Here is a 20,724-nt window from a genome sequence, read left to right as displayed (position 1 = left end):
TCGCTCCGGGTCCTGACGCTGATCGACGCCATGTGCCTGCACGGCATCCCGAAGCACATCCGCTGCGATAATGGCCCTGAGATGATCTCGAAGGCGCTGCGCAAATGGGTCGTCAAAGCTGGCTCGCAGATCCAGTACATCGCACCCGGCTCGCCGGGAGAACGGGTACTGCGAGAGCTTCAATGGAAAGCTTCAGGATGAGTGCCTGAGACAGGAGATCTTCTACTCGCTGAAGGAGGCACAGATCGTGATCGGTCTTTGGCAAACTACCTACAACCGCGTCCGGCCGCACTCGTCCCTGGGCTATCGGCCGCCCGCGCCTGTCAGCTACCCGGATCTGGCCTTCCGGCTACCTATGGCAGCGGCCATGCAGTAGCCTCCCACTCGGCTCGGTCCAAAATACCGGTCAGGTCAACCGTTTGGGCCGCAAAAATATCAGAATCGTCCGTGCCAAAGCTGCGCACGATTGTGGTACCGGCCGATTGCTGCACAGACTGTTGCAACATGGAACCAGCATCGTTCCAAATGGTATGAGTAACACTTGCATCTTGACCTTTTACAAAAACAGCGTAACCACCGTCTCCTTGAACGGCAGTAGCCTTCTCAATATTTGGATCGCTATTTAGTTGTAAACTCTATAAGTAATAATACTGTTTTTTAGCGATGGGTCGTTATTGATATCGTCGATAAATTTACTCTTGATCTGATCGATTAGACCGGATGGTCCAGACAACATCGAATTGAATTTATCATCAACTACGGCAGAATTTCCGTTTAATATGCTTCCGTTAGTTCCGACAGGGATCGAAGTATCAGTCGTATCCGATATAGCATAGGGGTCGGATGCGAACGGATCGGACAATGAATTAGAAGGACGAGCGCCATTCAATTTGTCGCCCGAATGGTCCTTCGCAAATACGCTATTGATTGAAATACCTTCAAATCCTCCGTCCAAGATTGCATCAAAGGCTTGGTTCTGCGAAACAGTACCTGTCAATAGATGTCATAATCACCTTGAGTGTTCTTCGCACTTAAGGCATCCACTATGCGATTAGCTCTGCCAGCACCTCGGATAAGAGCTTCACCATCTGGTCTATTTGCTACAATTGCCCCAAACAAATAGTTCGGATAATCGGTAAATGCTTGGACAAATGTCTGTTGTGGCTGCCTGTCTTTCTGACCGTCGGAATAATGAACTTGAGGATTTCCCGGGCCAGTTAAGACGTATTGCTATACTGTACCGAGAGCCGCCATTGGGGTAAGATATCCACTGAACTGCTGCAGAGCTAGCTCAGATTTTTCCCACAGCGATGCACTAGGTAATGAAGATGCGTATTTCACATCGTCAACAAACGTTTGAGCAGAACCTTTATCTTCTGGAACGACCAAAAATCCAAGCGGATTATCGATTTTTGGGGCATCGTCGCTTGGTGCCGAGTAAAGGGTGTATCCTTTTCCGCTTGTTGCAGACGCAATACCCGCGGAATTGTCAGAGTATGATATACTTGAGTTTGGGTTGATAACAAAATTACCCTTCCAGTCCTGCAGGAATGTGGCGGGCACAAACCCACCTCGAATATTTTTTACATAAAAAATTGTATTGTCAGACATGATTTACTCCAGAATCAAGATTTACAAGCGCGAGTTTGAATAAGCTTGTGGTTTTTCCGGATTATTGTAATGTTATCTTTTGCAAAGCTTCTTTTTCGAAACTCTAAATCCGATTTTTTAATTCCATCGCTCATTATAGAAAGTTGATATTCGCATTCATCAAATATATCGAATTTTATCAAGACAGTGCATATGTCATCGTTGCAAATTTCTTGTGTTTCTTTACTTAGTTCTGTCACATACTTGCACCCATTTAGGCCACAAATTGGCGCAATGTCGTAATTGTATAAAAATAACCATAAATTGCTCGACACGCCGATTTTTGAGTCTTGTGTGCTTATGGCGATTGAGACACACGCAATAGTAAGCAGTAATACGTTTATCTTACGGACTGCTCCTCCACGGAACAAATTCATTGCCAACCTGTAAGTCGAATACAATACAATTACTATAGAAGCGATAAAGTTGATACAAAAAACAATAACAGAATTAATGGATGACGGTGAAATGTGACCTGACAGCAACGATAAAGTCAAATTGAAAGCTAAAATAGCGAAAATTCCGGCGCGAATTGCAATGCAACGCAACATATTAGAATTATCCGCACGAGCGCCAAGCGTTTTATTGCTGCCAGCATCGACATTCTGAGAATTCACCTCTCCCTCCCGGCTTCCTGTACAGCCTGCACGACGGGCGAGAGCAAATACTCCAGTACCCGCCGCTCACCGGTCCGGATCCCCGCCGACACCCGCATTCCCGGGCGGATCGGCTCATGCCGCCCATCCACCAGCAGCAAGTCCCGGTCGAGGGTGACCTTGGCCGGATAGGCGAGATCCGCGGCGGCCGCCGTCGCCATCGCTGCTGCGGTGGAGCCTGGCGTCACGCCGTTCGGCCCCGCGCTCGCTGCGTCCCGCCCGAGCTTGCGGACGCGTCCCTTCACCAGCCCGTACCGTGTGAAAGGAAAGGCTTCGAGCTTCACCTCGACCGGTTGGCCCTCCGCCACGAAGCCGATATCGTCGTTGAGCACCTGGGCGTCGATCTCGACTCCGGCCCCATCCGGCACCACCGTCATCAGCACGTCCGCCGTCGTTACCACCGCGCCGGGCGTATGCACCTTCACGCCCTGCACCGCGCCGGAGACCGGCGCTCGCAGCCTCCGGCAGCTCTCGCGTTGGCGCGTCTTGGTGATGTCGTGGTCGAGCCCCGCGAGTTTCTGCAGCGCTTTGGTCCGCCGGTCCGTCGCGTCCGCGAGGAAGGCTGCCCGCATCTCGGCGAGCTTGGCCTCCAGCGAGCGAGCCTCCGCCTCGATCTGGCGGCGCGTGCCTTCCGCGGCCTTCAGGTCGGCGCGCTTCTCGACGAGCTGTTGCTCGGCATCGAGCACCGGAGGACGCGCACCGTACTGCTTGTCGTAGAGGCCCTTCAGGGTGGTGTAGCGCTCCTGCAGAAGCGGGAGCAGTACCCGCGCCCGCTCGACCTGCGCCTCGTTCGCCTCCAGGCCCGCGCGCTTCTGTGCAAGATCGGCTTCGATCCCCGCGACCGCTGCGAGGTGTCGCTCGATCTCCCGCTCGGCCTGTTGCCGGTTCTGGGCGGCGAGCGCCGGATCGACATCCGGCAGAACCCGGAACGGCTCGGCCGGATCGCGGGTGGCCAACACCCGCGCGACCTCAGCATCGAGCCCGGCCTGGGCTCGGTTGTAGAGCAATGTGCCGAGATCGGCCTGGGCCTCCGTCGGGTTGAGATCGACGAGGAGTTGCCCCTCGTCGACATGGTCCCCCTCCTCGACCCGGATGGCCCGGATCATCGCGGTCTCCAGCGGCTGCACCACCTTGACCTGACCCAGCGGCACCACCTTGCCCAAGGCCACCGCCACGGTGTCGACATGGGCGAGGTAGGACCAGGCCACCGTGCCGGCGATGAGCGCGCGGAGGGACAGCGCGGTCCAGCGCAGGGCTGGGGACGCGGGCGTCTCGACGATCTCCAGGGCTGCCTGGCAGGAACGCCCTTTCCTGCGCCGTCAATCGCGGGGCGGAATGCGGGACCAGCGGGTCGATCCGCCGGCCGAACCGTCCACGGATGACTTGGCCACCCCGGGCAAACCCGGTGCGGCGCGGGCGGTCGGGCGGGTTGGCGTCCGACGCGGGATGGAGGGGCACAGGATCGACCATTGCTCAGCCCGCCGCCTGTCGCACGAGGCCGGCATAGATGCCGCCCTGCTGGACCAAGGCCTCGTGCGTCCCCGCCTCGGCGAGCTCGCCCTTATCCATCACCAGGATGCGGTTGGCGCCGCGGACCGTCGAAAGCCGGTGCGCCTCGATCAGGACCGTTCGGTTCTGACAGATCGACCGCATGTTGGCCTGGATGATCCGCTCGCTCTCATAATCAAGCGCGGATGTCGCCTCATCGAAGATGAGGACGCGGGGGTTCGTCATCAGCGCCCGTGCGATGGCGATGCGCTGGCGCTGGCCGCCGGAGAGATTGGCCCCACGCTCCTCCAGCACCGTGTCGTAGCCCTGCGGCAGTTCGGTGATGAACTCATGCGCGCCGGCGAGCTGCGCCGCTCGGATCACTGGCTCGAGCGGCGCGGCCGGGTCCGCCAACGCGATGTTCTCCCGGATGGTACGGGCGAACAGGACGTTCTCCTGCGGCACCACCCCGATCTGCCGGCGCAGCCACGATGGATCGAGCAGGCCGACATCGATGCCGTCGACGAGCACGCGTCCGCGCTCCGAGAGGTAAAGGCGCTGCAGCAGCTTGGTCAGGGTCGATTTGCCGGAACCCGAGCGGCCGACGATGCCGACCACCTCGCCGGGACGGATCTCCACATCGAGGCCACGGAGGATCTCAGGTCCCCCTGGCCTGTAACGGAAGCCCACGCGCTCGAAGCGGATATGGCCCCGCAAGGGCGGCGGGCACTGCTTGATGCCCTCGCTGCCGGGCTCGACCGGCGTGTTCAGGATGTCGCCGAGGCGGTCGATCGACAGGCGAAATTGCTGGAAGTCCTGCCACAACTGGGCGAGCCGCAGGACCGGGCCGCTGATCTGGCCGGCGAGCATGTTGAAGGCCACGAACTCGCCGATGGTCAGGCTGCCGCCGATCACCGCCTGCGCCCCGAACCACAGGAGCGCCGCACTCGTGAGCTTACCGGTCAGCCCGACAAGATGGGATCCGGCCGCGCCGAGGGTTACACAGCGGAGCGCAGCGCCGATATAGCCGGCAAGCTGCTCCTCGTAGCGCGCGCGCACCTGAGGCTCGACCGCCATCGCCTTGAGGGTCTGGATGCCGCCGAGGCTCTCGACCAGCATCGACTGGTTGGCCGCCCCGCGCTGGAACTTCTCCTGCACGCGCGCCTTCAGCACCGGCGTCATCGACAGCGAAATCACCGCGTAGACTGGGATCGAGGCGGCGACGACGAGAGTGAGGGTCGTCGAATACCACGTCATTACCCCAAGAAAGGCGAGACCGAAGACCACGTCGATCACCAGCGTCAGCGCCGACGAGGTGATGAAGTTGCGTACATTCTTCAACTCGTGAACTCGCGCGACGGTTTGACCGGTGGCGCGGCTCTCGAAGTAACCGATCGGCAGGGCGACGAGGTGGCGAAACAACTGTGCGCGGAGGACTGCATCCATGCGGCTCGTGGTGTGCGCAAAGACATAGGTCCGCAGCCAATTCAAGGTTGCATCTGCGAAATTGACGGCGAGCAGCCCGACGACGAGCACTTGAAGCGTCGTCAACCCGCGATGCACAAGGACCTTGTCGATCACCACCTGAGTGAACAGCGGCGCCACGAGTGCCAAAAGCTGGATGAAGATCGAGAAGACCAGGATTTCAGCGAGGACTTTCCGAAAGCGCCGGATTACCGGGAGAAACCACGCCAGGCCGAACTTGACGGCGTCTGAGCCGGACCGGTCCCGGCGGACGGCGAACAGCACCTCGCCCGTCCAGTTCTTCGCAAGTTGCTCCAGTGACCAATGTGTCGGGCCACTCCCGTCTTCGCCCACGAAGACGCCGCCATCGCACCGACGCCCGATGACGAAGAAATTGCCGTCGGGCCGGCGAGCAATGAAGGGGAGAGAGAGGGCGCCGATCCGTTTCACGGACGAACGACAGAGCTTCGCCTTGTAGCCGTGCGCCCGGGCCACTCGGAGGAGGTCATCGGGCTCGCTGAGGTGGCCTGGGCGCACATACTCGCGTGCAGCACGCTCGACATCGAGCGCCTCGCCTGACAGTCCGAAGACAAGGGCAAGACTGCGCAAACCAGTATCCGCAGCCGGCAGACCCGGAGCGCTCGATAACACAGATTCCCCCTAAAAGTCGGTGAAAGTCGCGGAACTACCTGCGTAGTGCGGACCTTTTTGCCTCTTTAAGCGAAGATTAGTTATTCCGCGGAAGCATCGTCAACGAAATTCAAAGCATGCTAATCCCCGGCGTCGCGCTATGATATAAATCGTTTTATAAACGGCACAACCTGAGATGCGAGCCACTTGGACACGTCCTATCTCGCTGCTGCACCCTCGGTGACGGCCATCAACCAAATCGAGCGACATGACAGGCAGACTATTTTGGAGAGGAGCGTCCCATCCGACCGGAGCCGCCCGCGATCGCGTCGAGCGCGGCCGGCATGCTCGTTTGTGCTGATCCGGCTCAGTCTCGTTTGGTGTCTGGGCCCGTTGAGCGGGGAATGCGGCCATCTCTCAGGGCTGAGTTAGATGTCAGGCCAGAGCGGATCTTGCAGAACCCGTCTCACGCGGTCATCGCAGAGCTGGCGCAGAAAGTTGAGAAAGATGGGCCGGAAGATTCCGTTGTGCCCGTCGATGACCTCGGCCGAAGCCCTGACCACCCAGAAGGGGTTGTCCGGATGGCCGGCGACGTGCCGCAGGCTGGCTCCCGAGGTGTAGTCACGGGACCATCCATTCGGCAACGCCCCGTTCGTGCGGTAGCGCTTGTTGAACGCTTCGAATGCGGCGTCCTCCTCGGCGGCCGAGGGGTGCCAATTCCCGTTGATGGTCTTTTGCAGCTTCGCGTTCGCACCCTTCGGCGCCGTCAGCTCGTGCGTGATAAGCCAGGGGAGGTGCCCAATTGTGTTGAGGTTCGCCTGCCGCTGTGCGCCTGCGGGCAGTTTGGGATAGAGCACTGGCCGTGCATCCGGAGGTACATCCGGATAGACTTCGCGCCGGATGGACTGGAAACGCGATCCGAACCATCGGCCAAGTTCGAACGGAGGATGGCAAGTCCATCGGAGCCTCCGAAGCGAGGATGAAGCATAAGTTCGGTCCGGCAAGACACCCGGCATAAGCCTCGACCGAAGAGATCTCCCGGGCTACGCGCCGACAGTTTTCGGGCGAGAAGAAGATCCGCATCGTTCTGGAGAGTCGGCACAGTGAGGACAGCATCACCGATGCCGTGTTGGCGCGAGAACATCCCAGATCGATGTAATTCGGCTTACTTACGGAGCTCCTAGAAGCTGGCAAGAAGCGGCTGGCCGGTAGCACGGCCTGGGCGACTACTGCAGACGAGGTCGATGACTTGCGCCGCAGCGCGGGCTCGTCGAAAAAAGTCGTGGCCACCTTCGTCGAGCCCGCAAATTATTTCCGTGTTCACGAGAGCCTAAGGCAATGACATCCCAGTCGACGTCTCCATCTGCCGCGTCGAGGCTATCTTGCGAAGACAGCCGCAGATCGAACGCCAGACCTTCATCGATCGCCGCTTGTGCGACAGTACGCAGGCTACCTGACGTTTCGACCCAATTGGACCAGTGCCCCCGTTCCTGAGAACTTCAACCGGTCTCAAATTCTCTGACGACAGAGAGACTTGCGGGCGGCCGCATCCATCATCAATACCGCCTCAGTCGTCGGCTGTCATCTGCCGCGTATGCTGATCGACTGCGCGACCACCAAAGTCGGCATCGTCGCTTTGTCGAAAGCCCTGGCCGTAATGGCATGGTCGAACATCGCGAGGTCTACCCACCGCGCGTTCGTTCTATGCTTATTGTGACATCGAAGAGGTCACGATGAAGGAAGCAAGGCATGCCTTACTTCGGTTCTATATTCAGCTTTTTCCAAGCAATTAGTCGGCGCATGAACTTCCTTGAAACAATTTGATCGCATGTGTGGCGGCGATCAGGAGTCGCGCGTGAATGGCCACCCACAATTCACCCATCGCGCGGCCAGGAACACTGGTCCAGCATTGGCTCGATAGCCGCCGTCCCGGGCTCCCCCTGCCGAGTTACGAGAGAGTGGTTCTTGGGCGCCTGGGACGCCTCGCCGATCGCTGCGCCCTCGTGAACACGCGTGCGGACAGGGCCGAGACCATCATCTGGGCAGGTCCAGATTTTGGCGAATGGCTTCAGGATGGCCGCGCTGGTCTTTCTGTAGCGGATCTGCCGGATGAAACCCGCGAGCCCATCGAGACGATCGTCAACGCCGCTCTCGGCACCGGGGAGCCGGCCGTCGCCCACAGCCATCGCATGGCAGACGGCATCGTGATTTCGGATCGTCTGACTGGTGTCCCGCTCGCGCGAGAACGGTCCCACGAGCGCGTCGTTCTCCTCCACCTCGACCCGCAGGCCGAGCGAACCGAACTGGCCCGGGCCCTGTTTGGCGCGACCGAACTCGGGATGATGGCCCTCGCCCGTTTGCGGGATGCGGCCGGTCTTGTGACGGACTTCAAGATCGTTGCCCTGAACGACGGCGCCGCCCGGATGTTTCGGCAGCCCGCCGCCTCGCTCCAGTGGCGGCGGCTCGGGGAGGTGATTCCCGCGCGACCTGGGATCGATCCGGTCCGTCGTCTGGCGGAAGCGCTGGCGGCCTCGGACCGGGCCACCTATGAGATGAGCTACACGCGCTCAGATTCCATGGTCCTGCACCTCAAGGTCGAGGCCGGCGCGATGGGTGACCTCGTCGCCCTGACAGTGACCGACGTCGGCGACATCAAGCAGCGGGAGGCCTCGTTCCGCCTGCTGTTCGATCACAACCCAATGCCCATGTGGCTCGTCAATCCGGAGAGCGGGCGTTTCGCGGCGGTCAACGAGGCCGCCCTGGACCATTTCGGTCACGAACGGGACACCTTGCTCTCGCTCCGGCTTGCGGATGTGTCCGTGCCGGAAGCCGGCTCGATTCGGGAGGATGCGGCGTTGCGACGGCAGCGCCGGTCCGATGGCAGCCTCATCGAGGTGAACCTGTTTGAGCGGGCGATGGTGTTCGAGGGCCGTGCCGTACAACTCGGCGCGGCCGTCGATGTGACCGAGAGCCGGCGCAGCGCTGCCCGCATCGCCCATATGGCCCATCACGACGCGTTGACGGGGCTTCCCAATCGCCTTCGTTTCGCCGAGCGCCTCACGGAAGCGCTCGACCGACATCGTCGCGGCCACGGCTCGTTTTTCCTCCTGTGCCTGGACCTCGACAAGTTCAAGATCATCAACGACACCCTCGGCCATCCCGTGGGCGATGCGCTGCTGTGCGAGGCGGCGACGCGGCTCGGGGGGTGCTTCCGCGAGGAGGATTGCGTCGCCCGCCTGGGCGGCGATGAGTTCGCCGTCCTCGTGGCGCGGCCCGCGCGGCACGAGTTGATCCACGCTCTGGCCGACCGGATCATCGGCGAGATGGGGCGCTGCTTCTCCATCAGCGGCCATGATTGCCATATCGGAACCAGCATCGGCGTCGCCTGCATGGGGCAGGACGGGGAGGACCCGGATACGCTGCTGCGCAATGCCGACCTCGCCCTCTATCGGGCCAAATCCATGGGCGGCAACACGTTCTCGTGCTTCAAGCCGGAGATGGACGCTTGGGTACAGGCGCGGCGGAAGCGGGAGAACGATCTACGGGAAGCCCTCGTCCGCGGCGAGTTTGCGCTCGCCTACCAGCCGCAGATCGACTCGGCCACCGACAAGATCTGCGGATTCGAGGCCCTGCTGCGCTGGCACCATCCCGCCGACGGGTTGGTGCCGCCCACCGACTTCATCCCCCTTGCCGAGGAGACGGGCCTGATCAACCCCATCGGGGCCTGGGTCCTGCGGCAGGCTTGCAACGAGGCCGCCGGCTGGCCCGGCGCACTGCGCATCGCCGTGAACCTCTCGCCGATTCAGTTCCGCACCCGCGACCTCGTCGGCAGTGTCCAGAGCGCGCTGATGGCCTCCGGCCTCCCGCCCGAGCGCCTTGAGCTGGAGATCACCGAGGGTGTCCTCCTCGCCGACAATGAGGCCAACCTCGCGACCCTGCACGAACTCCGTGCCCTCGGCGTGCGGATCGCCATGGACGATTTCGGCACGGGCTACTCGTCACTCAGCTACCTGCGCAGCTTTCCCTTCGACAAGATCAAGATCGACCGCTCCTTCGTCAGCCAAGTCGGGGAGAGCCTCCACTGCACCGCCATCGTCCGGGCTGTCACGGGCCTCGCGGCGAGCCTCGGCATCGTCACCACCGCCGAGGGGGTCGAGACCGCTGCCCAGCTGGCGCATCTGCGGGCCGAGGGGTGCAACGAGGTCCAGGGTTTCCTGTTCAGCCGGCCGGTCGAGGCCAGCCAGGTTCTCGAACTCCTGTCCCAGGCCGAGTCTCAACCCCTCCCCACGGCGGCGTGACGCGCCCGCCGGAACACGGCGACGGAGACGCGCTCACGGCTCGGGTCTCCTGGCACAACTCTCGATGACGGACTGCCTCCCGGTGAAGCGCTGTGCAGGCGTCAGGCTCCGTCAGCGGGGAAGTCGGTCGCCAAGCTCGTCGCGCGCCACGTCTCGATCTCCGACAGGGTGGCCCGGAGCTTTGCCTCGACGGCGTCGACGCCCCACGCGCCGAGGACGAGATGGCGGGGCGGCTTGCTCTCCTGGGTCAGCGCTATCATCGCATCACCGGCCCTGACGGGATCACCCACCTGCGTGCCGCTCTTCTCGGCGGTATTCCGGAGGCGCGCCCCCGCGGTTTCGGCGTAATCTGCGATACGGCTTTGGGTCTGCTTCAGGGAGCGGCCGGCCCAATCGGTGCGAAACGGGCCTGGCTCGACGCAGGTGACCTTGATGCCGAGCGGCTCGACTTCGCTCGCCAAGGCATCCGACCAACCCTCGACGGCATGTTTGGTGGCCGCGTAGTAGCCGGAGCCGGGGAAGCCGACGAAGCCCGCAACCGAGGAGATGTTGAGGATGTGCCCGGAGCGGGCCTGACGCATGTGCGGCAGCACCGCGCGCGTCAGATCGAACAGCCCGAAGACGTTGGCTTCGAATTGCGCACGGATCTCGGCGTCGACGCCCTCCTCCACCGAGGACTGATAGCCGTAGCCCGCATTGTTCACGAGGACATCGATCCGGCCGAACCGGGCTGTCGTCGCCTGCACCGCAGCGTCGACCTGATCGTGCCGTGTGACATCCAGCGGCAGGGTAAGGACGCGGTCTTCTCCTGCCTCTGCCAGCGGCGCGATGGCCGCCACATCGCGGGCCGTCGCCACGACCCGCCAGCCGCGGGCCAGCACGCGCTCGGCCAAGGCGCGGCCGAAGCCAGTAGAACAGCCGGTGATGAACCAAACGGGGCTGGACGACGAATCCATGACCTGTCCTTGCGCGAGGGTAGACTGCAGAGCCGGACTGGGGTGGCATGGTCTCGGCCTGAGGCCACAAGCTCCGTCCGCTGAACCCTAGGTGGAGCGCGCGCCCCGGAAGACGAGGTCCCCGCGGGGATCGGGCAGCGCGTTCGCGCGGGTCAGGGTTTCGACCCGATCAGCACGAGAGGGTGACGTCGGAGCGACTTGAGGGAGGGCGTGGATCTTGCTCGTCCGACCCCCGCACATCCTTTGACACGCTCAGGATGTGCGACCGATGGCCAGCGTTTTCGCCCCCTCGGCCGCCATGGGCCGACCGGGCGGCCCGGACATCGCTCGTATCGAGGGCCGCTGCATCGCCAGCCCACCCGGCATTGGCCAGCGACTAGTCTCGGACGACTTTTGGCTCGGGCTTGGCGGATCGCGTGAGGCTGCGCACGATCCGAGGCGGCCGACCCGCCTTCTCTGCGATCTCGGCTTCCTGCTGTTCGATCAGCTGACGGGCAGGCTCATCGCCATCAAGCCCGCCGAGGATCTCCATCGGAATGCGCCGGTTGGATGTCCGACTCCCATCCTCGAAGACGACATCGAACAGGATCGTGCCCCGTTCCTGCGGGGTCGATTTCGCACGCTTGGCCATGCGGGTGCTGATAAGCCGCCTGCCCGGCGAGCGCTAGGCCGATCTGCCAGAAGAGCCGTGTGACATCTCACCGTCGACCTGACCGTGTGCCCCGGCGAGCGCTGATAGCCCGGCCTCGCAGCCGGGGCGAGCCGCGAGTCTAAATGCGAGACCATCGCCCCGTCCGCGCAGCCTGCGAGCTGCAGCCATTAAGGTTGTTCGATCGTTCACCACATTCGCAATCCTACGTTTCGCAAATCTCCGCGCTGCGGATATTACGACAACCTGAGATGTCAAAGTTAACTGTCGCTATGGATTTTGAGCATACTGTGACTTGCGGAATACCTGCGGAGAACGGGTCGTGAGAATTTGGCGGAGCACGCATCAAGAAAAATTATCGGCAAATATTCGACTGGAATTGCTCAAAAATTTCCTCAGCAGCTTGCCGCAAGCCGTCGGCATCAGCGCGACGACGACCATCGGTGCGGTGGTGCTTGCGCACCGGTCCGGCACGGCTGCCGATGTCAGCATGGCTGTCGCTTTTGCCATGATTGGTTTCTGGCGAGTGATGGTTTTGATGTGCTATCGGCGCCGCAGAAGCACTGCCCTGACCCTCGCCTCGCTCGCCCCGTGGTACCGTTGGCATGCCGGCGGTCTGGTGGCCCAAGCTGCCACTCTGGGTATCCAAAGTTTCAATGCCTTCACCGGCGGGGATACTGCCGCCGCGCTCCTGGCTTTGGGCTTCGTGATGGCATTCTGCGCCGGCGCCTGCGCGCGATTGTCGATGGTGCCTTGGGTCCCGATTACGACCGGGCTCCTGATGTTCGTTCCGACGATCTATGGCGCTTTGGGCAATTCAGAACTCCCCATAAACCTCGCGGGTGTCTTCCTTATCTGCTTCGTCCCGGTATTCGTTGAAGCGACCTTGTATCTCCATCGCCTCGTTCTCGATCGGCTGCTCGCAGTCCAGGACGCCACGCATAGGGCAAGTCACGACGGGCTCACCGGATTGGCCAATCGCACGTTCTTCCATCAGCATCTGGATCTCGCCTGCCATCGGCAGACAACATCGGCGCACCAGTTCATGGTTTTTTATCTGGATCTCGATGGTTTCAAGACAATTAACGATCAGCTCGGGCATGCCGCCGGTGATCTTGTTCTTGTCGAAGTCGCAGATCGGTTGCGTTTGTCGACCGGCACGGGCGACCTCGTCTCCCGCCTGGGAGGGGACGAGTTTGCGATCCTCCTCGATGCCGAGCCGCACGGGTCGGCGGCGAGAGATCTGGAAGATCGCCTGACGCGGGATATTGCCGCCCCGATCCGCCTTCCGATGGGTGTCGTCACGGTTGGCGTCTCGATCGGCGTGGCCCGTTCGTCCACGCATGCGACGACCGCGAGCGAGATCCTGGTTGCTGCCGACCAAGCGATGTACACCGCCAAAGCCAGGGGTAAGGAGTATCGCCAGGCAACGCCACCGGCCTTCGAATATTCAAAGGTTGCGTGATCGAGGTCCCCCTGCTGCCTCCAGCGACTTTTGATTTGGTGTCCGTCGCCTCACCGTGAGCAGGGTCACGGCAACGCCCACGGCCTCTCCACAAAGAGGATCGACGCGACGTTTAGCAACGCTCACAACGCTGGCGTCGATGGTAGACCTCGTCCGAAATCCGCCCCCCGAGGGGGAGCGGGTGGTGTCTTCCAACTGAGCTTCGGCGGAGACTTGGTCAGACCCGCTCGATCTCCAAGTAACCGATCGTGCCGGCGGCATCTTCCGTGTAGCGCGAAGTCCGGATTGCCGCAGGGTCGATCTCCTGCGCGAAACCCTCGATCTCGGCGGGGGTGCGGTAGAGCAGATACCAATCCATGAAGACTTCCATGTAGGCCTCCTCGCGGACGCCCCACAGGAAGTTCGGGATCACGAGCCTGCCTCCCTCGCGCAGGTGATCGAACAGCACCCGCGTGAGGCGGGCCGCCACCCTCGCATCGAGGTAATCGTACAGGCCGGCGGCATAGACGAGGTCGAACCGCCCCAGGTCGGTCCGGCCGGCCAGGATCTGCCGGACGGTCGCCTGCCGCGCCTCGATCACCGGTGAGACTGAACCGCGATAGCCCTCGACGACGGCCAAGCTTTCGGCGTCCTGATCGACGGCGAGCAGCCGCCCGACGCGCCCTCCCCTCAGGGCGATGCACAGTTCCGCCTCGCGAAGATGGCCGCAGGCGACGGAGAGGATCGCGGGCATCTCCCGGCGCGCGGCGGCCTCATCGATCTTCGCGGCGAGGATTGTGCGGCGGTGACGGACGGCCTCGCACGCCGTCACGTTGACGGTGAAGCCCATGACCGTCCGCCCGGCCTCCGTCGCCGCTTCCTGGGCCGGCCTCGCCGCGGGGTGGCGATAGACGAAGTCGATCAACCCGGCATCGCCCGGGTATCCGCGCGGCTTCTTGAAGGAATGACTGGTAAACGGGCATTCGTGGACCAGCCCAGCGATAGCATGTCCCCGTGCAGCGGGAAGCACGGCATTGTGCCAAGTCCGCTCGCTGAAAGTTCCCTTCAACAGACTCAAGAGATCGATCAGAGTATCCGTCATCGCGGTGTAGTCGCCGGGCGAAGCAAGACCGGCGACGTTGGTCAAGGACCGCTGAACGTCCTCGGCTACGACAGGATAAAGTGATTCCGGAACCGCGACAGGTAACCGGACTTCGCCGACCGGCCGCGGAGTGTCTTTTAAAGATCTGAATGTGCTTAGGAGGTCATTCTCCAGAAACAGCGAAAGTCCGCCGCTGGCCATCTTCAGCATCCCCGCGCACCAACGCACGGAAAAGCCCGGGGGTGCAATGGTTAAGCTTAACGAGCGGTTAACGCTTGTCCAGGGGGCTATGTAATCTTTCCCCGTGTCCATCGTGATTGACGATGCGGCCGCGACGGGTCCGAGGGTGCAGCCCCGGGCCCATCGCCATCAACCTCCGATCAACCCTAATTCGAGCTTGTTTCCTAACGCGGATGCGAAGGTGATTCGCCGGTCTTGAAGTCTGCGGCACCGCAACACAACGGATGACTGCTGTTTGTGAAACAATTCCGCCAGTAGACGCCCTTCAGACGATGGGAACAAGCTGATATTAATTCTATTAGGAGTTTGGGAAATCGGCCCTGCTACCAACTGGGGTGAGGTGCCAAAACGATGACGACCGAAACGCTAGATCTGCTCGACCGGGAACTCGATAAACGTTGGTTCGAACGCCGCTCACCCCAGCTCGATGCGGCCTTCAAAGTTCAACATTCCCGGGCCTTGCGCAACGAACTCAGCCGGGCGTGCCAACTTGTCGGCCTGTTGTACGTCGCGTTCGGAGCAATGGATGCCCTGCTGATCGACGACATGCTTCCCTACATCTTGCCGGCCCGCCTCGCCGTGGGTGTGCTCTATGTGTTGGCGATCGAGATTCAGGTTCGGCGCGGCGTCGAAACGCGAATCCTCGAGTTCCAATGCGCCATCGGGATCGTTCTGGGCTTCGCCGTTTGGCTGTTCCTCGCCTCGAAGAGTGCGGAAACCAAAGCGACCCTGTACTATGCCGGGTACGGGCTGATCTTCATGCTGGTCGCCAACCTGTTTTTCAATCTCAGCTTCGAATTTGCGCTCCTCTCGTCGGGCTTGATCGCCGCGACTTTCCTGGTCTGGGCGGTCGCGTTCGTCGGCGACCCGACCTACATCATCTGCTTCGGATCTCTCTACCTATTCAGCTTCATGCTGACGGTATTTCTCAACTTCAAGTATAATCGCGAGCGCTACCGCGTCCACCTGAATGCGTGCCGGGCAGAGCTTCGGCAGCAGGAGATCGTGAAGCGAGGCGAGGAACTCATTCGGCTATCGACGACGGACGCGCTGACCGGACTTGCGAACCGCCGGGCGATCGACGACCGCCTGCGCGACCTGTGGCTCGACAGCAAGGCGACGGGTCAAGCGTTCGGCATCGTCTTGATCGATGTGGACTACTTCAAGTCATACAATGACCGATATGGGCATCAGCAGGGCGATCGCTGTCTGACCGCCGTGAGCCAGGCGATGCGGAACGTGGCCGAGCCCCGGCGCTATACCCTCGGGCGCTTCGGCGGCGAGGAGTTCGCGGCCCTCTTCCGCGCCGAGTCCACCGAGCAGGTCGCCGCCTTCGCCGAGGAAATCCGGCGGACCGTCGAGGGTCTTCAGATCGCCCATGCGGCGCGGCGGGACCATCTCTCGGGCATCACCGTCAGCATCGGCGCGGCGTTCTCCGGGGATGTGGCCGGCGACAAGCCTGAACGGACGGTCACCGCGGCCGATGTCGCGCTCTATGCGGCGAAGGAAGAGGGACGCAACCGCGTCCGCACCTTCGATCGACGGATGCTCGAATCCGATGCGGGCGATACGCTCACGGCCGAGATGCTGCGGTCGGCGGTCACGGACCAGCGGATCTCGGCGGTCTTCCAGCCCATCGTTGACGTGACGTCGGGGATGATCTGGGGGGCCGAGGCCCTGATGCGCCTCAAGGATCCCCAGGGGCGGCCCCTGTCGCCGGAAACCTTCATCCCCGTGGCCGAGCGGACAGGGGTCATCCTGGAGCTCGGTGAATGGATGCTGCACGAGGCGTGCAATCTGCTGGCCAACGAACCCGCGCTTCCGGTCGTCAGCGTGAACGTGTCCTCGCGGCAGATCGAGGATCCGAACTTCGTCGGGACCGTCGCGAAGATCGTCCGCGCGGCCGGGATCGCCCCCTCCCGCCTGGCCCTCGAAATCACGGAGGGCGGGGAAATCAGTGGAAACCCCCGCGTCGCGCTCCTGATGGATGAGCTGGCGGCGATCGGGATTCGCGTCTGGCTCGACGATTTCGGGACGGGTTTCGCCGGCTTGACCTGCCTCAGCGAACTGCGGTTCGACATGGTCAAGATCGATCGGTTCTTCGTTCAGAGTTGCGACACGCCGCGGGGCGCGAAGCTCCTGAAGAACATCATCGATCTGGTTGGCAGTTGCGCGCAGAAGACCATCGTCGAGGGCGTCGAGGAAGCCCATCAGGTCGAACTCGTCGCCTCCTTCGGCGTCGACCTGTTCCAGGGGTACCATCTCGGGCGCCCGATGCCGAAGCACGAGCTCGTCTCGCGGCTGGCCAACTAACCCGCGGTCGCGTGACCGCGCCTTGCATCCGCGACGGGCGTCAATTCCCCCGACGGGCGACGGTATCGCCATCGAGGGCGAGCATCGCACGATTGACCTGCTCGGCGATCTCGACGCAGGACCCGGCGACCCGGTCGCTCAGGCGGCCGTCGAGGAACAGGCTCGCGAGGCCGTGGGTCAACGACCAGCAGCCGAGGATCAGCGCCTCGTGCGGCTTGTCGGGATAGGCACGGGCTACCGTCGACGAGAGAACGGCATAGGTGGCGTCGCGTGCCGCACGCAGACCCTGGTCGCCGGAGCAACACTGCGATCCGAACATCAGCCGGAACAGGGCCGGGTGATCCACGGCGTAGGAGACGTAGGCGACACCGATGGCCACGAGCCGCTCCCGGGGGTCTTCGCCAGACGCCGCCCTCCGCATGGCAGCGGCGAGATGCTCGAAGCCGTGCCGGGCGACAGCAGCCATGAGTGCGGATTTATCGGAGAAGTATCGGTAAGGCGCCATGGCGGAGACGCCGACACGGCGGGCGACCCCCCGCAGGGACAAGGCGTCCACGCCCTCCTCGGCCAGGAGTTCCAGGGCCGCATCGATCAGAGCCGGACCGAGATCGCCGCGCTGGCGCTGGACCGGTTCGGCTTGGCTCATCGCGTTTCCCCCCGCCGGCCGCGCTGCTTCACCGCGCGGGCCTGGCGGGTCATTCCTGTCACGGGCGGAGCCGGCGGGCGAGGTCACGTTCCGCCGCGCCCCTGACACCGCAGCGGATCATTGACCCGTATAGCCAAGCGGATTGATCGGGCTGAGAAGGCCCGGGCCGCGGCGGCCCCAATTCGCCTAATCACCCGCCAGCCCGAAATCCTGGCTTGGGGTCCTCCCGATGCTGCCCGTGGTCCGAAGCGAGGTGACGGCCTCTGTCCCGACGGCCCGGGCCGGGCGATGGGACGTGTGATGCGGAGCGGCGGACGCGATGAGCGTGCCGGCGAAGACGAAGCCGATGGCGAGGACGGTGGTGCGCGTGGGAGCCTCCTTCGAACGACGGCCGACCCAGCGGGTCCGCTCCCGTTCGCTTACAATGTAAGCTAGAAGCCACGACTTATGTACAGTGTATAGTTAGGCGATGTGCGGTGCCGCACGCGCGTGCCCTGACCAAACAATGAGTGCGAAATTCGGAGGAGTTTTTGAACGCTGATCGTCATTGCGAGCGCAGCGAAGCAATCCAGGGCAACGGGACGCCTCAGGACGTGGCGGATCCCTGGATTGCTTCGCTTTGCTCGCAATGACGGGAGGGTGTCGTCGATGGTGGAGAAACCTCGTCTCCGCCGGAGGATCTTGTCCAGAGGCTGCTAGCGACGGCTGCGCGTCAGGCGTTGCACGACCCGCCAGTAATGGACCGGCATGAGACGCTCGATTACGGAGACGATGGTTGCGTCGGACCCGACGAGGACGCGGCGGCGTCGATGCTCGACCGCGCGGACGATGATCTCGCCGGCCTGCGCCGGGGGCAGCCTGAGAAGCTTGTTGGTCGCCCGGCGACCCTGCTCGCCCTCGTCGGCCGAGATGCTCGAGGGTAGGCGGGCCGAGTTGGCGATGGAAGTCGCCACGCCGCCGGGATGGACGACGGTGACACCCACCGGGCCGTCCTCCAGCTCATGGGCGAGGGCTTGCGAAAAGCCCCTGACGGCGAACTTGCTCGCGGAATAAGCCGTCTGGCTCGGCGGCGCGATGAGGCCGTACAGGCTCGACAGGTTGACGATCCGTGCCTCAGGCCGCTCCAGCAGCATCGGCAGGAAGGCGCGGGTCATCCGCACGACACCCCAGAAGTTGATATCCAGCAACCACTCGAAATCGGACTCGCTCACCTGCAGGAAGGTACCCCCGAGGGCCACCCCCGCATTATTGACGAGGAGATCGAGGCTGCCGTGCTCCGCCGCCACGACGGCGGGAAATGCCGCCACCGCCTCCCGGTCCGCGACGTCGAGGCGATGCTGGGAGACGCGCAGGCCCTGGGGCAGCAGCCGCGCGGTCTCGGCGAGGCCCGCCTCGTTCACGTCGGCCAGGGCGAGATGGCAGCCGCGGCGGGCGAAGGAGACCGCGATGGCCCGGCCGATGCCGCTGCCGGCGCCGGTGATGAGGGCGGTCCGCCCCTGGAGGTCGAACATGGCTCGGTGTCCCTCAAGCAACGCGGGAGGCGGGCGCCTCGCCGCCGTCAGGCTGCGCGGCGGGCGTCGTGGCTCCGGCCGCCGAACTCCATCGTCCCGTCGTCGAGCCGGCCGAAGCGAAGATTGGCGAGGTCGAGCACGTAGTTCTGGTGGAGCTTCCAGGGACGCGAGGCGCCCTGTTTGGGCATGAGATGCCGGGCCCGCTCGATGTAGCCGGAGGTGAACCCGATCATGGGCTCCTCGCCGACGGCATCGCCCCGGCGGGGGACGCACCACGTCTCGCCCTTGGCTTCCATCCGGTTGAGGAGGCGGCAGACGTACCCCGCCGTCAGCTCGCATTTCAGCGTCCAGGAGGCGTTGGTATAGCCGAGCGCCAGGGCGAAGTTGGGCACCCCGCTGAACATCATGCCCTTGTAGAAGTAGGCTCCCGCCGGATCGAATGCCGTGCCGTCGATCGTGAGGTGCACGCCGCCCATCATCTTGATCTTCAGCCCCGTGGCGGAGACGACGATGTCGGCGGGCAGGGTCTTGCCGGACGCCAGCCGCAGCCCGGTGGCGGTGAAGGTCTCGATCGTGTCGGTCGCGACCGAGGCTTGGCCCGCCCGGATCGCCTTGAACAGATCGCCGTCCGGCACGAGGCAGAGGCGCTGGTCCCACGGCTTGTAGCGCGGCGTGAAATGGGTGCCGACATCGTAGCCCGTGCCGAGCTGCGCCTGGATGCCGCCGAGGATCCGGCGGGTCATGGCCTCCGGCTTCCGGCGGGCGAACTGGTAGAAGAAGATGGTGAGTCCGATGTTCTTCCACCGGGCGAGGCGGTGGGCGAGGGCAGCCGGGAGACGTCGCTTCAGCCAGTGGGCGATGCGGTCCTTCGCCGGCAGCGCGACGATATAGGTGGGCGAGCGCTGGAGCATCGTCACATGCGCCGCGGTCTTCGCCATCGCCGGCACCAGGGTGACGGCGGTGGCGCCGCTGCCGATCACCACGACACGCTTGCCCGCGTAATCGAGATCGTCCGGCCAAGCCTGCGGGTGGACGATCCGGCCGGAGAATTCGGCGGCGCCCGGCCATTCCGGCGCGTATCCGCCCTCGTAATCGTAGTACCCGGCGCAGGCGTAGAGGAAGCGACAGGTGTAGGTGAGACGACGGCGCTCCGGCCCGGCCTCGACCTCCACGGTCCAGCGCGCGTCAGGCGTGCTCCAGGCCGCGGAGACCACGCGCTGCCCGAAGCGCATCCTGCGATCGATGCCGAACGCGGATGCCGTGTCCCGGAGATACGTCAGGATCGAGGCGGCGTCGGCGATCGACTTGTCCTCGGTCCAGGGCCGGAAGCTGAAGCCGAACGTATAGAGGTCCGAATCCGAGCGCAGGCCAGGGTAGCGGAACAGGTCCCAGGTCCCGCCCAGCGAGTCCCGGGCTTCGAGGATCGCGTAGCTCTTGCCGGGACAGCGGGTCTTGAGGGCGTAGCCCGCGCTGATCCCCGAGATACCGGCACCGATCACCAGGACGTCGAGATGCTCCACCGGGGATCCGATCCCGTCCTGCGCCGTGACCGCTCGGTCTTCCGCCGTCCGCATCGCAAGGCCCCCCGTGATCGCCACCCCATGTCTAAGGTGAACACCTTAAGTCGGTCAACAGGTAATCACCTTAATTGAGCGCAGGGCGACGAGCCGCTAAGGT

Annotated in this window: 14 protein-coding genes and 1 pseudogene; 4 read left to right on the top strand and 11 right to left on the bottom strand. The window is 63.0% G+C overall.

The window, feature by feature from the left end:
• Positions 1–376: pseudogene (locus MFF22_RS18545) on the top strand (integrase core domain-containing protein); the annotation flags it as partial.
• Between the two features lie 854 nt (positions 377–1,230).
• On the opposite strand, the gene MFF22_RS18540 reads toward MFF22_RS18545, so the two are convergent.
• From MFF22_RS18540 to MFF22_RS18520, 5 genes are all read right to left on the bottom strand, one after another.
• Entirely contained in the window at positions 1,231–1,611 is a 381-nt protein-coding gene (locus MFF22_RS18540; RefSeq protein ID WP_238250693.1) for a hypothetical protein, read from the bottom strand.
• Positions 1,612–1,625: 14 nt separating this feature from the next.
• Entirely contained in the window at positions 1,626–2,267 is a 642-nt protein-coding gene (locus MFF22_RS18535; RefSeq protein WP_238250691.1) for a hypothetical protein, read from the bottom strand.
• On the bottom strand, positions 2,264–3,514 hold the full coding sequence (locus tag MFF22_RS18530; RefSeq protein WP_238250689.1) for an HlyD family type I secretion periplasmic adaptor subunit: 1,251 nt from the start codon (positions 3,512–3,514) through the stop codon (positions 2,264–2,266). Before MFF22_RS18530 ends, MFF22_RS18535 begins: the two co-directional genes overlap by 4 nt.
• A 265-nt stretch (positions 3,515–3,779) precedes the next feature.
• Complete coding sequence (locus MFF22_RS18525) at positions 3,780–5,867, bottom strand: type I secretion system permease/ATPase (protein ID WP_238250688.1); 2,088 nt, start codon at positions 5,865–5,867, stop codon at positions 3,780–3,782.
• Positions 5,868–6,316: 449 nt separating this feature from the next.
• On the bottom strand, positions 6,317–6,745 hold the full coding sequence (locus MFF22_RS18520) for a hypothetical protein (protein ID WP_238250686.1): 429 nt from the start codon (positions 6,743–6,745) through the stop codon (positions 6,317–6,319).
• 1,002 nt (positions 6,746–7,747) lie between these two features.
• On the opposite strand from MFF22_RS18520, the gene MFF22_RS18510 reads away from it, so the two are divergent.
• The gene (locus MFF22_RS18510; RefSeq protein ID WP_238250684.1) at positions 7,748–10,186 is read left to right on the top strand and encodes a putative bifunctional diguanylate cyclase/phosphodiesterase; all 2,439 of its coding nucleotides are present in this window, start codon (positions 7,748–7,750) and stop codon (positions 10,184–10,186) included.
• A gap of 101 nt (positions 10,187–10,287) precedes the next feature.
• Here MFF22_RS18510 and MFF22_RS18505 read toward each other — a convergent pair whose 3' ends face one another.
• Both MFF22_RS18505 and MFF22_RS18495 read right to left on the bottom strand, forming a co-directional pair.
• Positions 10,288–11,142: an oxidoreductase gene (locus MFF22_RS18505; protein ID WP_238250682.1), complete on the bottom strand. Its 855-nt coding sequence runs from the start codon at positions 11,140–11,142 to the stop codon at positions 10,288–10,290.
• A 376-nt stretch (positions 11,143–11,518) separates the two neighbouring features.
• Positions 11,519–11,773 carry a hypothetical protein gene (locus tag MFF22_RS18495; RefSeq protein WP_238250680.1) on the bottom strand — a complete coding sequence of 85 codons (255 nt, stop codon included), beginning with the start codon at positions 11,771–11,773 and terminating at the stop codon, positions 11,519–11,521.
• 340 nt (positions 11,774–12,113) lie between these two features.
• On the opposite strand from MFF22_RS18495, the gene MFF22_RS18490 reads away from it, so the two are divergent.
• The gene (locus tag MFF22_RS18490; RefSeq protein WP_238250679.1) at positions 12,114–13,256 is read left to right on the top strand and encodes a GGDEF domain-containing protein; all 1,143 of its coding nucleotides are present in this window, start codon (positions 12,114–12,116) and stop codon (positions 13,254–13,256) included.
• 217 nt (positions 13,257–13,473) lie between these two features.
• On the opposite strand, the gene MFF22_RS18485 is transcribed toward MFF22_RS18490, so the two are convergent.
• On the bottom strand, positions 13,474–14,382 hold the full coding sequence (locus MFF22_RS18485) for a class I SAM-dependent methyltransferase (RefSeq protein ID WP_238250677.1): 909 nt from the start codon (positions 14,380–14,382) through the stop codon (positions 13,474–13,476).
• Between the two features lie 546 nt (positions 14,383–14,928).
• Between MFF22_RS18485 and MFF22_RS18480 the strand changes: the two genes are divergently transcribed.
• Positions 14,929–16,890, top strand: a complete 1,962-nt coding sequence (locus MFF22_RS18480) for a putative bifunctional diguanylate cyclase/phosphodiesterase (RefSeq protein WP_238250675.1) — start codon at positions 14,929–14,931, stop codon at positions 16,888–16,890.
• Between the two features lie 40 nt (positions 16,891–16,930).
• Here the strand turns inward: MFF22_RS18480 and MFF22_RS18475 are convergent, their stop codons facing one another.
• The 3 genes from MFF22_RS18475 to MFF22_RS18465 form a co-directional block, all read right to left on the bottom strand.
• On the bottom strand, positions 16,931–17,536 hold the full coding sequence (locus MFF22_RS18475) for a TetR/AcrR family transcriptional regulator (RefSeq protein WP_238250667.1): 606 nt from the start codon (positions 17,534–17,536) through the stop codon (positions 16,931–16,933).
• A 695-nt stretch (positions 17,537–18,231) separates the two neighbouring features.
• Positions 18,232–19,047: an SDR family NAD(P)-dependent oxidoreductase gene (locus MFF22_RS18470; protein WP_238250665.1), complete on the bottom strand. Its 816-nt coding sequence runs from the start codon at positions 19,045–19,047 to the stop codon at positions 18,232–18,234.
• Between the two features lie 47 nt (positions 19,048–19,094).
• Positions 19,095–20,621 (bottom strand): flavin-containing monooxygenase, encoded by a 1,527-nt coding sequence (locus tag MFF22_RS18465; RefSeq protein ID WP_238250663.1) that lies wholly within the window; start codon positions 20,619–20,621, stop codon positions 19,095–19,097.
• Positions 20,622–20,724: the final 103 nt, after the last annotated feature.

The sequence above is a fragment of the Methylobacterium persicinum genome (assembly GCF_022179525.1).
GTDB classification, from domain to species: Bacteria; Pseudomonadota; Alphaproteobacteria; order Rhizobiales; family Beijerinckiaceae; genus Methylobacterium; species Methylobacterium persicinum.
Note: the sequence above shows the minus strand (reverse complement) of the source record. Positions and strands in the feature narration are given on the sequence as shown.